General features: G+C 63.9%; 11 protein-coding genes. 8 read left to right on the forward strand and 3 right to left on the reverse strand.

The annotated features are described in order from the left end of the window. Nucleotides 1-19 precede the first annotated feature (19 nt). A complete protein-coding gene (locus tag P9236_RS12510; RefSeq protein ID WP_278074924.1) occupies nt 20-541 on the forward strand; it encodes a hypothetical protein in 522 nt (173 codons plus the stop codon). 55 nt (nt 542-596) lie between these two features. Here P9236_RS12510 and P9236_RS12515 read toward each other — a convergent pair whose 3' ends face one another. Next, nucleotides 597-1,217 carry a hypothetical protein gene (locus tag P9236_RS12515; RefSeq protein WP_278074925.1) on the reverse strand — a complete coding sequence of 207 codons (621 nt, stop codon included), beginning with the start codon at nt 1,215-1,217 and terminating at the stop codon, nt 597-599. 225 nt (nt 1,218-1,442) lie between these two features. On the opposite strand from P9236_RS12515, the gene P9236_RS12520 reads away from it, so the two are divergent. Further along, nucleotides 1,443-1,862 (forward strand): DUF2314 domain-containing protein, encoded by a 420-nt coding sequence (locus P9236_RS12520; RefSeq protein ID WP_278074926.1) that lies wholly within the window; start codon nt 1,443-1,445, stop codon nt 1,860-1,862. Between the two features lie 135 nt (nt 1,863-1,997). On the opposite strand, the gene P9236_RS12525 is transcribed toward P9236_RS12520, so the two are convergent. Then, the gene (locus P9236_RS12525; protein ID WP_278074927.1) at nt 1,998-3,038 is read right to left on the reverse strand and encodes a CapA family protein; all 1,041 of its coding nucleotides are present in this window, start codon (nt 3,036-3,038) and stop codon (nt 1,998-2,000) included. Nucleotides 3,039-3,187: 149 nt separating this feature from the next. Between P9236_RS12525 and P9236_RS12530 the strand changes: the two genes are divergently transcribed. The 6 genes from P9236_RS12530 (at nt 3,188) to P9236_RS12555 (ending at nt 11,051) form a co-directional block, all read left to right on the forward strand. Further along, the gene (locus P9236_RS12530; protein ID WP_278074928.1) at nt 3,188-4,444 is read left to right on the forward strand and encodes a hypothetical protein; all 1,257 of its coding nucleotides are present in this window, start codon (nt 3,188-3,190) and stop codon (nt 4,442-4,444) included. Between the two features lie 118 nt (nt 4,445-4,562). Beyond that, nucleotides 4,563-7,676, forward strand: coding sequence for an excinuclease ABC subunit UvrB (gene uvrB, locus P9236_RS12535; RefSeq protein WP_278074929.1), 3,114 nt, complete (start codon nt 4,563-4,565; stop codon nt 7,674-7,676). 463 nt (nt 7,677-8,139) lie between these two features. Next, nucleotides 8,140-9,663, forward strand: coding sequence for an ABC-F family ATP-binding cassette domain-containing protein (locus tag P9236_RS12540; protein ID WP_278074930.1), 1,524 nt, complete (start codon nt 8,140-8,142; stop codon nt 9,661-9,663). Between the two features lie 175 nt (nt 9,664-9,838). Next, nucleotides 9,839-10,021, forward strand: a complete 183-nt coding sequence (locus P9236_RS12545; protein WP_278074931.1) for a hypothetical protein — start codon at nt 9,839-9,841, stop codon at nt 10,019-10,021. Nucleotides 10,022-10,179: 158 nt separating this feature from the next. Further along, on the forward strand, nt 10,180-10,596 hold the full coding sequence (locus P9236_RS12550) for a glyoxalase/bleomycin resistance/extradiol dioxygenase family protein (protein WP_278074932.1): 417 nt from the start codon (nt 10,180-10,182) through the stop codon (nt 10,594-10,596). Between the two features lie 101 nt (nt 10,597-10,697). Then, nucleotides 10,698-11,051 (forward strand): DUF1428 domain-containing protein, encoded by a 354-nt coding sequence (locus P9236_RS12555; protein ID WP_278074933.1) that lies wholly within the window; start codon nt 10,698-10,700, stop codon nt 11,049-11,051. A 291-nt stretch (nt 11,052-11,342) separates the two neighbouring features. Here the strand turns inward: P9236_RS12555 and P9236_RS12560 are convergent, their stop codons facing one another. Next, complete coding sequence (locus P9236_RS12560; protein WP_278074934.1) at nt 11,343-12,977, reverse strand: tetratricopeptide repeat-containing sulfotransferase family protein; 1,635 nt, start codon at nt 12,975-12,977, stop codon at nt 11,343-11,345. Nucleotides 12,978-13,065 lie beyond the last annotated feature (88 nt).

Consider the following 13,065-nt stretch of genomic DNA (forward strand, 5'->3'; position numbering starts at 1 on the left):
AATTCGAAGGGACAAGACCGTGATCAAGACCGCCCTTGTCGCCATGACCATCGTCGGCTGCGACTGCGATGCCAAGCTCTGCGAATATATCGGCGAGACGCCCGCCAAATGGGCGACGATCGCCGACTGCGAGGCGGCGATGAAGAGCCAGATGCTGCATCAGCGCAACTTCAACTATCCGCTGGTGTCAGGCATCTGCCGCGTCAAGGGTTCGGCATCGACCGCGGAGCTCGCGGCGAAGGCATCGGGGCCCGAGCTGAAGCCGACGAACCGCGTCGTGGGAACCGTCGCCCCCTTGCCGCCCGAGCTCAGCCATCGCCCGAGCGTTCCAGTCGGCGCGACGGTGACGGCCAGCGAGACGGAAGCCGCGCGGCCGGTCGCCTTCGAAACCGCGGTCGACGGCGGCAGCGCCGTGCTCTACCGCACCAAGGCCGGTTATGCCGTGGTCAAGACCGATCTCGGCCGCGCGGCGACCGCGACCGTCGACATGGCGAAGCGGTCGGCGAACTGGCTGACGGGATTGGTGCCGAGCGGGCTGTAATATTTGCTTCGGCAACCCAGGACGGAAAACGGCTGGGGCCTTTCCTGGATTTGCTCTAAAATTTCACCTTCAGGGTCTGCCAGAACTTATCGATCATCGTTTGCTCGGTTGCCGCATCCTGATCGCCGATGCGCGTGATGAACAGCAACCCCTGATCGGCGAGGCCGAGGCCGACGATCTCGAAATCCGCCTTGTCGGTTCGTGTCTTCACGGTAGCCTTGATGCCGGTCAGTTGCTTGCCGTCGGCGAGCTTGCGGGTCGTCGGCTGCTGCGTCAGCGCTCCGCCCGCCTGCACCGATTCCTTCGTCATCTCCTGCAGCATCAGCTGATTGAGCGGCACCGGGTTCATCTTGCCGTATTCCTGCACGACAACGATGGTGCCGAGGGCCGAAGCGGCCAGGTACTGGGTGATGCTGTCGCCGAGGTCTGTCTTGGTGACGGAGATGTTGCTCGGATGGACGAAGGAAAAGGTGCCGCCGGAGAAGGTGGCGAAGTCGTTGCGGTCGAGCCTGACCTTGGCCGTCTTGCCGCCCGGCAGGCTCACATTCGCGTCCTCGCCTGGATCGATGTCGACCGTCACGCCGTCGATCGTCAACTTGAAGGCTTTCAGGTCTTTCGCGTCGGCCACGCCAACGCAAAGCAAGATCATGGCGAACGCCGCAGCGGTAGATCTCATTCGCATATCCTGTCCCCTCCAGCGTTCGACGCTTTGGACGCTATGACGACCGAGAGCTCCCCTGCCATCCGCTCGTGACGGATAGACCGACCATTCCGCAAAACCATAGGGATCGTCGGCATGCTGCCGATGAGGTCCGCCGCTTGGCGCGTCGCAACGACGCCTGATTGATAATGTCGACACGATGCGGGAAGATGATTGCCTATCTGGAGTTGGGGGGACTTCATGACCTTTACCGTTCGCGCCGCGCTTTGCCTGCTGCTAATGCTCATCCCTTTGCAGGTTCGAGCGCAAGACGCCAATCAGGGTGACGACAAGACGGTGATGGTCGCCCCGGACGATGCCGAGATGGCGGCGGCGATTGCCAAGGCGCGATCCAGCCTGGATGACTTCCTGGCTTTGTCGGACACGCCGCCGCCGGGAACCGACAAGTTCAAGCTGAAGGTCATGGTCGTGGACGGAAATGTGACCGAGCATTTCTGGGTCATTCCCTTCAAGCGTACCGCCACCGGCTTTGTCGGCATATTGGCGAACGAGCCGGAACTTGTTCACAATGTTGTCTTCGGCCAGAACATCGAATTTAGGAAGGATGATATCTCCGACTGGGGATACACCAGGAGGTCGGCAGCTTCACCGTCTGCGTGATGTTCAAGAAAATGTCGAAGGAAGAAGCGGACTACATGCGCACCCAATACGGCTTCGATTGTTGAGCAGCATGTATCGCACGACGGTCGCCTTTGCGGCGGGTCCCCGCAAGCGGATCGGTCAACAGTCGGTTGGTCAGCCGGAAAAGATCGCGCTCAGGCGTTCCGCAACCCTCCGCTTCAATGACCCCTCCAGCGCCTCCACGGACATCAGCCGCTCATGGCACCCCCTGCGCAGCCGCATGAAGGGGTGCAGTTCATAGGCGGCAATCATGCCGCGCGTGGTGGCATCGGCGCTTACATCGACGACGAGGATCGAGCCGATGCGCCCGGGCCATGGCTGCCTGACAAAGGCCGTGCCGAGGAAATCGCCGAGGCCGTAGGCAACGACACTGTCGCCGATATGCTCGACCGGCTGCACGACATGGGCGTGGTGGCCGGCGATCAACCGCACGCCATCGCTTGCCAGCCGCCGCGCCAGCGCCCGCGTCGCCGGTCTCGGAAAGTGCCGGAATTCCCAATCCCAATGCGGCACGGCGCATAACAGATCGATGCCTGCGCCCGTCTCGCGCGGCCATTCTGCCGGATCGCTCGCCATCGAAACCCGCGCCCGAAATTCGGCCTCGTCGGCATTGCGCCAAAGCGTGAAAGCGGCGAAGCCGACCGTCAGCGGCCCGGCGGCATGGCGCTGGACCGGCCCACCAGCGGCGGTGCCGATGGTGCGAATGCCGAGCCGCGCAAGCACCGCGACCGTCGCCTCGAAGCCGGAAACACCCTGGTCGAGCACATGATTGTTGGCGAGCGACAGCACCAGCTTTTCGTGGGCAATCCCGGTTGCCGCCAGCGCTTCCGCCAGGAAACGCTCGGTCATTACGTGGTGCGTGCCGAGCCGCGTGCCCACAACGGCGGTCGGCCGCTCGACGATCGGGCTTTCGCAATTGCCGACCACGAGATCGGCGGAACCGAGTAGCGCCGCGATCGCGGGATCGCATTCCGGAGCCGTGCGATTGGCGACGGCCGAAACATCGCCGATGAAGGCAAGCCGCACCGTCTGCGCCGGGGGCGGATCGATCAGCGTCGCCGCCGACGCCGCGAAACCGTTCCTGTCGCCGTCCAGCAACGGTTTCAGGAAACGCGGCAGCCAAGAGAGTTTGTAGGAGAGCGGATAGTTCGACACGCGATGCCCCTTTGTCAGCTCTGTGTAGACCGTCGCGCGGGCCGGTTGAAGCCGTAGACGAAGCCGAAGCAGCATGCTGATCGGCGCGGGCTGGAGGACGCGTTGGGCCAAAATACGTGTATGCTCGTGACATGACGCAGTGGAGGGCGATGATGATGCGTTCAGCAATCTTTGCAGCCGCTTTTTTCGCATGCCTGCCGATGCCGTCCGCCTGGGCGGAGATGCCCGAGGCGGCAAAGGCCATGTTCGAGGCGAAGAGCGTGGCTGACCGGAACACGGCGCTGTCGACCTTGGAAGGAGCAGCGGCCAAGGATCCGGCATCGGCCTATGCCGCAGGCGCCGGCGAATTCTTCACCGCCCTGGAGATCCTGGCCTCGGGCCTGCATCGCCACGGCTTCGAAAGCCCGCAATCCTTCATGCTGCCGCTGATGCGGCTGCCCGTGCCGGACAATCCCAATCCCGAGCCGCTGACCTACGAAGAATTCCGCGCCATTCTGGTCGCCTTTCGCGACCAGCTGGAAAAGTCCGCCGCCACGCTCGGCTCCGTGCCGGCCAGCGCCGACATCGGCATGGTGGTCGACCTCACCCATGCCGGCATCGACCTTAACGAAGACGGCAACATAGCGCCCGACGAAAGCATCGCCGCGATCATGGCCTCGCTCTCACGCGGCAGTGTAGACCCGAACGATACCGCTCCTTCGCTCGCCTTTCGTTTCGACCGCGCCGACGGCTATTGGCTGCAGGGCTACGCCGAGTTCCTGATGGCCCAGGCCGATTTCTGGCTGGCGCATGATTTCAGGACCATGTTCGACGGTTCCTTCCACATGCTGTTCCCGCGCGCAAAACTGCCGTTGCAGGATGCGCTGGTGCCGCCGGACGGCGGCATGAGCGGCAACATCTTCGCCTCGGAATGGCGCTTCGCCGACTTTATCTCGCTGGTGCATCTCGTCAACTGGCCGGTGATCGAGCCGGAGCGTCGGCAAGCGGCGCGCCGACACCTCATGGAGATGATCCGGCTGTCGCGCGAAGATTGGAAAGCGATCCTCGCCGAAACCGACAACGACCGCGAATGGCTGCCAGGGCCGCAGCAGAAGGGTGTCAATCCGCTCACTGGTCTCGAGGTTGGCGAGCAGCAGGTAGCGGCCTGGCTCGCCACTCTGACCATGGCCGAGGACCTTCTCGAAGGCCGCGTGCTACTGCCGCATTTCCGCATCACCGGCAAGGGCATCAACATGAAGCGCTTCTTCGACGAGCCAAAACCTTTCGACCTCGTGCTGTCGATCACCGGTCCGGCGATCGCACCTTATCTCGAAAGCGGAAAGATCCTCACCAGCGACGATTTCGACCAGATCCAGCGCGAGTTCGGCGGCGCCGGCTTCCTGACTTTCGCGCTGTGGTTCAACTGAGGCGGAACGGCGCGTGCGACATGCCTCCTGACAGCCTTCTGTCAGCAGCCGCGGCAGGGCGCGCGCGCAGGTTCACTCGGCTCTTTCCATTTCGGCCGAGTCCTCCCATATTCGGCCCATGGCCAAACGTTCTGACAAGAATACGCCCTCGCCGGCGCCAGATGGCGCGCCGAAACGGCGCAGCCCGCTGACCGAATTCCTCGACGCTGCCGAGCCGTTGAAACCCGGCGGCTTTTCCGAAGCGCCGCAGAGCGAGTTCTCCGGCGCGCCGCTGACCGGCTCGATCTCCGATTGGGCCGGGCAAATCGAGCGCGAGGCGGAAAAGCAGCCGAAGGCAAAAGCGCCGAAGAAGATCCCCGAGCGTTCGTCTGCGCCCGGGCGCACGGCGCGCGGCACCTCGATGGGCGGCGCGGCCTCGGCGAAGGAGCGCGCGGCCGCCGGCCTCAACCCGGTCGCCGGCCTCGACATCAGCCTGGAGGACGCCGAGACGGTTTCCTCGAGCGGCGTGACCGCTACGGTCGCGGCACTGTCGAAGCTGATCGAATCCGGCAATCCGCTGCACAAGGACGGACAGCTCTGGACACCTCACCGCCCTGCGCGACCGGAGAAGTCCGAAGGCGGTATCGCCATCAAGATGGTTTCGGATTTCGAGCCGGCCGGCGACCAGCCGACCGCGATCAAGGATCTCGTCGAGGGCATCGACCAGAACGACCGTACCCAGGTGCTGCTCGGCGTCACCGGCTCCGGCAAGACCTTCACCATGGCCAAGGTTATCGAGGAGACGCAGCGCCCTGCCCTGATCCTGGCGCCCAACAAGACGCTGGCCGCGCAGCTCTATGCCGAGTTCAAGAAATTCTTCCCGGAGAACGCGGTCGAGTATTTCGTCTCCTACTACGACTACTACCAGCCCGAAGCCTACGTCCCGCGCACCGACACCTATATCGAGAAGGAATCCTCGATCAACGAGCAAATCGACCGCATGCGCCACTCGGCGACGCGCTCGCTGCTGGAGCGCGACGACGTCATCATCGTCGCTTCGGTCTCGTGTATCTACGGTATCGGCTCGGTCGAGACCTATACGGCGATGACCTTCCAGATGCAGGTCGGCGACAGGCTCGACCAGCGCGCCCTGCTCGCCGACCTCGTCGCCCAGCAGTACAAGCGCCAGGACGTCAACTTCGTGCGCGGCTCGTTCCGCGTGCGCGGCGACACGATCGAGATCTTCCCCGCCCACTTGGAGGATCGCGCCTGGCGCATCTCGATGTTCGGCGACGAGATCGAGGCGATCACCGAGTTCGATCCGCTGACCGGCCAGAAGACCGGCGAGCTGAAGAGCGTCAAGATCTATGCCAATTCGCACTATGTGACGCCGCGCCCGACGTTGAATCAGGCCATCAAGTCGATCAAGGAAGAGCTGCAATACCGCCTGCAAGAGCTTGAAAAGGCTGGCCGTTTGCTGGAAGCACAGCGGCTCGAGCAGCGCACCCGCTTCGATCTGGAGATGTTGGAAGCGACGGGCTCCTGCGCCGGCATCGAGAACTATTCGCGCTATCTCACCGGACGTCAGCCGGGCGAGCCGCCGCCCACCTTGTTCGAATATGTGCCGGACAACGCGCTGATCTTCATCGACGAGAGCCACGTCACCGTGCCGCAGATCGGCGGCATGTATCGCGGCGACTTCCGCCGCAAGGCGACGCTGGCCGAATATGGTTTCCGCCTGCCCTCCTGCATGGACAACCGGCCGCTGCGCTTCGAGGAGTGGGACGCCATGCGCCCGCTGTCGATCGCCGTTTCGGCGACGCCGGGCGGCTGGGAGCTCGACCAGTCCGGCGGTGTCTTCGCCGAGCAGGTCATCCGCCCGACCGGACTGATCGACCCGCCGGTCGAGGTGCGCCCGGCCAAGAGCCAGGTCGACGATGTCGTTGGCGAGATCCGCGAGACCACCAGGCTGGGCTATCGCACTTTGGTCACGGTACTGACCAAGCGCATGGCCGAGGACCTCACCGAATATCTGCACGAGAACGGCATCCGCGTGCGCTACATGCACTCCGACATCGACACGCTGGAGCGCATCGAGATCCTGCGCGACCTGCGCCTCGGCGCCTTCGACGTGCTGGTCGGCATCAACCTTTTGCGCGAGGGCCTCGACATTCCCGAATGCGGCTTCGTCGCCATCCTAGACGCCGACAAGGAAGGTTTTCTGCGCTCGGAAACCTCGCTGATCCAGACTATCGGCCGCGCCGCCCGCAATGTCGACGGCAAGGTCATCCTCTATGCCGACCAGATCACCGGCTCGATGGAACGGGCGATGGCCGAGACCAACCGCCGCCGTGAGAAGCAGATGGAATGGAACGCCGCCAACGGCATCACGCCGGAATCGGTCAAGTCGCGCATCGCCGACATCCTCGACTCGGTCTACGAGAAGGACCACGTGCGCGCCGACATCTCGCAGTTCACCGACGATGCCGGCGCCATGATCGGCAACAATTTGAAAACCCATCTCGACGCGCTCGACAAGCAGATGCGCGATGCCGCCGCCAATCTCGACTTCGAGAAGGCCGCCCGCATCCGCGACGAAATCAAGCGGCTGAGGGAGATGGAGCTTGCCATCTCCGACGACCCGCTGGCGCGCGAGGTGGAAAGCCAAAGCCCCGCCTCGGGTCGTGAGAAAGGCAAGCACAACAAGGGCGTAGCCAGACATCGTACAGCCGAGGAACAGGAACGTTTCCGCAGGCTCGACGAAGCACGCGCCGCCGAAGAGGCGGCCAGGGCTGCCCGGCCCAACATGTTCCGCAAGCCGCATCTCGACGAGATGGGCGCCGATGGCGCCGTGCCGGTGAAGAAGCCGCTGTTCGCCAAGCCGTCGATCGACGACATGGGACCCGGCACCGACATGCCGACGCCGGCCGGCGCCGTTTCGCGCTCGCTGTTCAAGAAGCAGTCGGCGCAGGAAGCGCACGGCTCGGATTTCGGCATTCCCGGTGACCGCACCAGGCCTCTGTTCCGAAAGAACTCGCTCGACGAGATGACGGTGCGCCGCACCGAAAAGCCGGTCGAAGGCAAGAAGCCAGCCAAGCCGCAGCCAATCTCGGGAACTGGCGAGACCGAACGGGGCGCGAGGGATGACAAGCCAATTGTTCGTCAACGCGCCGGAATCGGCTCCTACGAAGACCCGGCCGACGAGCGCCGCCAGAAGCGCCGACCGAGCAAGACAGGGCGGCCGGGGCAGTAGGAACTTTCCCTTCTCCCCTTGTGGGAGAAGGTGGATCGGCGCGCAGCGCCGAGACGGATGAGGGGTGTTCCAGCTTGACGACGACTTTCGTCATCAAGGCCTATCCGCCCAATCTCCGCCGCCTCATTCCGTCCAATACCCCTTATCCGTCGCCTTCGGCGACACCTTCTCCCACAAGGGGAAGTCCTCCACCGCCCCTTGCCACCGGCCCCTCCCCTGTTGTAGCCATTCCCCAACTCGAACGTCTGGAAAGGAGGGCTGCGTGTCTATCGATCGCCACCGTCAGCGCGGCCCTGTCTGTGCCCTGCGAGCTTACTTGCAGGGCTGACCAGGACGGTCCGGGAATTTCCCCGCTCGATTTTTTGGTCTGCCCTTCGTGGTGCCGCTGAGCTTGGCCTGATGGCCTGCCGGCGCATCGTCAAAGTGCATTGAGCCGGACTCCGGCAAGACCAGAAAAATCGACATGGCCCTGATCAGCCTCAAATCCCTCGGCGTTACCATGAGTGCGCCGCTCTTCTCCAACCTCGACCTCACCATCGGTGCCGGCGACCGTGTGGGCATCGTCGCGGTCAACGGTCGTGGCAAATCCACTTTGCTCAGATGCCTGGCCGGTGAGCTCGAACCCACCACCGGAGACATAACCCGGTCGCGCGGGCTGCGCGTCGGCCATGTCGAGCAATCCGTCCCCGACGCGCTGCTCGACCGCAGCTTCCATCAGCTGGTTGCCGACGCCTTGCCGCCCGAGCAGGCCGACAGCGAGCTCTGGCGCGTCGACGTGGTGCTGGATTCGCTCGACGTGCCCAAGGATATGCGCGACAGGCCGATGCAGGCCTTGAGCGGCGGCTGGCAGCGGCTGGCGCTGATCGCCCGCGTCTGGGTCGCCGACCCGGACGTGCTTCTGCTTGACGAGCCGACCAACCATCTCGACCTCGCCAAGATCGGCCAGTTGGAAACCTGGCTCAACGCGCTGCCGCGTGAAGTGCCGGTGATTATCGCCAGCCATGGCCGCGCTTTCCTTGACGCCACCACCAACCGCACGCTGTTCCTGCGCCCGGAAGAATCGCCGGTGTTTTCGTTGCCCTATTCGCGCGCCAGGCAGGCGCTCGACGAGGTCGATGCCTCGACGGCGCGCAAGTTCGAGCGCGACATGAAGGTGGCTCAGCAGCTGCGCCGGCAGGCCGCCAAGCTCAACAACATCGGCATCAATTCCGGCAGCGACCTGCTGACGGTGAAAACCAAGCAGCTCAAGGAACGGGCCGAGCGATTGGAAGATGCTGCGGTCCAGGCGCATCGCGAGCGCTCGGCCGGCGCGATCCGATTGGCGAACCGCGGCACCCACGCCAGGGTGCTGATCACACTTGACGACGCGGCGGTCGAAACGCCCGACGGCACGCTGCTCTCCACGACCGGCAAGCGCCATATCTGCCAGGGCGACCGCATCGTGCTGCTTGGTCGCAATGGTGTCGGCAAGTCGCGCTTCATCGATATGGTCCGCAACGCCATCGCCGACCCCGGAACGGCCCGGAACGTCAAGGTGACGCCCTCGACCGTTCTCGGCTACAGCGACCAGGCGCTGTCGGGCATAAGCGGCGACGACACGCCACTGGCGGTGGTCTCGCGTCGCTTCGAGGTCGGCGAGCAGCGGGCGCGTTCGCTGCTCTCCGGCGCCGGTGTCGCCATCGAGATGCAGGAGAGAAAGATCGGCGCCTTGTCGGGCGGGCAGCGGTCGAGGCTGATGATGCTGGTGCTGCGGCTGATCAACCCCAATTTCTATCTGCTCGACGAGCCGACCAACCACCTCGACATCGACGGCCAGGAGGCGCTGGAGGAGGAACTGCTGAGGCATCAGGCGAGCTGCCTGCTCGCCTCGCACGACCGCTCCTTCATCCGCGCGATCGGCAACCGGTTCTGGTTGATCGAGAAGCGGCGGCTGGTCGAAGTCGACAGCCCGGAGGCGTTCTTCGGCTCGGTGGCCGAGCCCGGCTGAGACCGTGTTAGAGCAGTTCAGCGTTTCCGTGACACGCTGAACTGCTCGTTACGGGCCGGCCTTCTAGCCGCAGGAAACGCGCACGAAAAAATTCAGGCGGTCTGTCGGATCGCCGCGGCGCCGCTCGTCCTAGGAATGCCGACACGATGTCGGGATCAACTAGGGAGAGTTCATCATGTCGATACTGTCATCCATCGGCCGCATCGCCAATCGGTATGCGACGGCGCGCGCCCGCTACCGCAGCGAACGCATCCTGCTTTCGCTGCCGGACGAATTGCGCAAGGACATCGGCTTTCCAGAAATTCTCGACACGCGCAACAGCCGCTACACCGCCACCTTCTCGACCAAGGTCATCTGAAAGGGACCCATCAACCAGCGAGGTCGTCACCCGGCTTCGCCGGTTACCCGACCTGTCCGGGTCCGCCTCAAAAAATTCTGCGACCCGTGTAGGATCGCGGCCGCCTCGTCCGTCTTTTGATCGCAAGGCCAAATCAACCCCGCGAAGAGGAAACGCAAATGACCGACCAGACCCCACCCCGCGCCAAAGTGCTTGGCGGGCTGACTCCCTATCTGCAGGTCGATGGCGCCATCAAGGCGGCCGAGTTCTACAAGAAGGCTTTCGGGGCCGAGGAGGTCTTTGCCTATCCACCGGATGAAAAAGGCCGCACCATGCATATCCATCTCTACGTCAACGGCTCGACGCTGATGCTTGGCGACGCCTACCCCGAGCACGGCCATCCGCACCAGGCGGCGCAGGGCTACGTGCTGCAGCTCCACCTTGGCAGCGACGACATCGATGGGTGGTGGCAGCGCGCGGTGAATGCAGGCTGCGAGGTCGTCACGCCGCTGCAGGTGATGTTCTGGGGCGACCGCTGGGGTCAGGTGAAGGATCCCTTCGGCGTCGCCTGGGCGATGAACGCGCCGGTGAAGTGAATTTCCTAACGAGCAGCGTCGCCTGCAGGGATGACGCGCTCACCCGCGCCGGGTCGTATCCCCGCCGACCCGGCGCTCGTTTTTCAGCAAAGGAGCTCACCATGTCCTATGTCGATGGCTTCGTGATTGCCGTGCCGAAAGCAAATCTCGATGATTACAAGAGGCTGGCCAATCTCGCAGGCCCGATATGGATGGAGCACGGCGCGCTCTCCTATGTCGAATGCATCGGCGACGACGTGCCCTACGGCGAGCTGACCTCGTTCCCGCGCGCCGTGCAGGCGAAGGACGACGAGATCGTCGTCTTCGCCTGGATCGTTTACGAATCCAGGCAGAGCCGCGACGCCGTCATGGCCAAGGTAATGGCCGACGAACGTCTCAAGATGGACTGGTCTGCCATGCCGTTCGACGGCAAGCGCATGATCTTCGGCGGCTTCCAGCCCTTTATCGAACTTTGAACAGCTAGCGCAAGCCAGGATTGGCGGATCGCAATCCTTTGTGATTGGCCAAAACGCTCGTGAGTTCGTCATCCTATGGCGGAGCAAGGAGCGAAGCGACGCTGCGCAGACCATAGGATCCATGCCGCTACCTATAAGCGTCACGGCGGTGCAGAACGACCTATGTTCTGGGCCGTCTCTGCCCTTAGCGCGAGGTCACGGCATGGATCCTCGGGTCTCCGCGACGCCCGCTTCGCGGCTGCTCCGCCCGTGGATGACGACGTTCTGGCGCTTCGGCCAGCGACCGATGCGCTAGTTCAGCCGATCGAGCAGCGGCTTCAGCCTGTCGCCATAGCGCTTCCAAAGATCGATCGAGCCCTGATACATCGGCTGGCGCACCTGCGCGGCGGAGGCCGTGCGCACCGGACGGTCGGTCTCGTGGAACGACAGTACCTTGTCGTCCCATGGCAGGCCGAGATGCGCCATCAGCGCCCGCGTCTGCCCTTCCTGGTCGGCGACGAAATCCTCGTAGCGCACATCGTGCACGACGCCGGGCAGCACCTTGTGCCAATGCGCCATGATGTCGGTGTAAAGGTTATGAAAATCGGCGAGCTCGCCGAGATCGTAGCCGTAGCGGTGGCTGTCGCCGCGGAAATGCACCTTGAAGATCGACAGGCACGTGGCCGCCGCGTCGCGCGCGCAATGCACGATCTTGGCCTTCGGCAGCATCATGTGCAGGAAGCCGACCAGAAGGAAGTTGCCCGGCATCTTGTCGGTGACATGGCGGAAGCCCGGATAGCGGGTGTGCAGCATGTCGAGATAGGCCTGCCCCGCCTCGGCGAAGGCCTTGCCCGGCATGTCTGCGATCCCCCAGGGAAAACCGCCCGGCATGCTCATCGGAAACTGCTTGCCGACCGCCGTCTTCAGGATGCTGAGCTCGCCGGCGCCATAGACTTGCGGATGGCTGGCGATGATCTGCTCGACCAGCGTCGTGCCGGAACGCGGCATGCCGACGACGAAGATCGGCGTGTCGTCGGAAATGTCGCTCGGCCGGTGTTTCTCGAAGAAGGCGCTGTCGAAGACCGCTTTCATCGCCGCGAACTCGTCGCGCGTCCGCACCGGATCATAGTCGATGCCCTTGCGGCGGATGGCGTTGCCCTCGGCGAAATAATCGAAGGCGCGGCCATAGTCCTTCAGATCGTCGTTGGCCTTGCCGAGGCCGAAAGAAAGCTGCATGCGCGCAAGGCTGTCCCGCGGTGCCTTGGCGTGCTCGGCTTCCATGCCGGCAAGCTCGGTATCGCGCTCGGACTGGCGCTTGACCTGGGTCAGCAAAAGCCAGGCTTTTGCCATGGCGGGAGCGATCGCCACCGCCTGGCGGGCAAGATCGGCGGCCTCAGTGAGCTTGCCCTTCTCCATCATGGCGACGCCCAACCCATAGAGCAGCTCCGCATCCTTGGGCCGGATCGACAGCGACTCGCGGAAGAACGCGATCGCCTCGTCCAGCCGCCCGGCTTCCTGCAGTGTTTCGGCAAGGCCGATGCGGGCGCGGACATGGAACGGGTTGCGGCCGATCGTGCCGCGGTAGATCTCCTCGGCGCCCTCGAATTGGCCGAGCTGCTTCAGCGACGAGCCGAGATTGTCGCGCGCTGCCAATTGGTCCGGGCGGATGTCCACGGCGCCGCGGAAGAAATCGACGGCGGCGGCAACGCGACCGAGGTCGCGCATGACCGTGCCCATATTGTTGAGGAAATCGGCATTCCTGGGTTGCAGCGTCACCGATTGCTCGATGAGGTCGAGCCCTTCCTCGCTCCGGCCGGTCTGATGCAGGAGAAGCCCGAGGAAATGCAGCGCCGCGGCATGGTTCGGCTGCTGCCCCAGCACCTGCCGATAAAGCGACTCCGCTTCCTGGCGGCGCCCCGCCTGGTGCAGTTGCAGCGCGCGCTGCACATAGGGATCGAGCGGGCTCGCCGAACCGGCTTTGCCACTCGCGCCCGCCGCTCTTCTCTGATCTCTGTTAATGGGAAACCTGCCGTGT

The sequence above is a fragment of the Mesorhizobium sp. WSM4884 genome, from assembly GCF_029625675.1.
Lineage (GTDB): Bacteria > Pseudomonadota > Alphaproteobacteria > Rhizobiales > Rhizobiaceae > Mesorhizobium.

Bases quoted from the DNA above. Each gene is read 5' to 3' on its own strand.
- P9236_RS12515 (WP_278074925.1), bottom strand. From the start codon at position 1,217: ATGAGATCTACCGCTGCGGCGTTCGCCATGATCTTGCTTTGCGTTGGC.
- P9236_RS12520 (WP_278074926.1), top strand. From the start codon at position 1,443: ATGACCTTTACCGTTCGCGCCGCGCTTTGCCTGCTGCTAATGCTCATC.
- P9236_RS12530 (WP_278074928.1), top strand. From the start codon at position 3,188: ATGATGATGCGTTCAGCAATCTTTGCAGCCGCTTTTTTCGCATGCCTG.
- uvrB (WP_278074929.1), top strand. From the start codon at position 4,563: ATGGCCAAACGTTCTGACAAGAATACGCCCTCGCCGGCGCCAGATGGC.
- P9236_RS12540 (WP_278074930.1), top strand. From the start codon at position 8,140: ATGGCCCTGATCAGCCTCAAATCCCTCGGCGTTACCATGAGTGCGCCG.
- P9236_RS12545 (WP_278074931.1), top strand. From the start codon at position 9,839: ATGTCGATACTGTCATCCATCGGCCGCATCGCCAATCGGTATGCGACG.
- P9236_RS12550 (WP_278074932.1), top strand. From the start codon at position 10,180: ATGACCGACCAGACCCCACCCCGCGCCAAAGTGCTTGGCGGGCTGACT.
- P9236_RS12555 (WP_278074933.1), top strand. From the start codon at position 10,698: ATGTCCTATGTCGATGGCTTCGTGATTGCCGTGCCGAAAGCAAATCTC.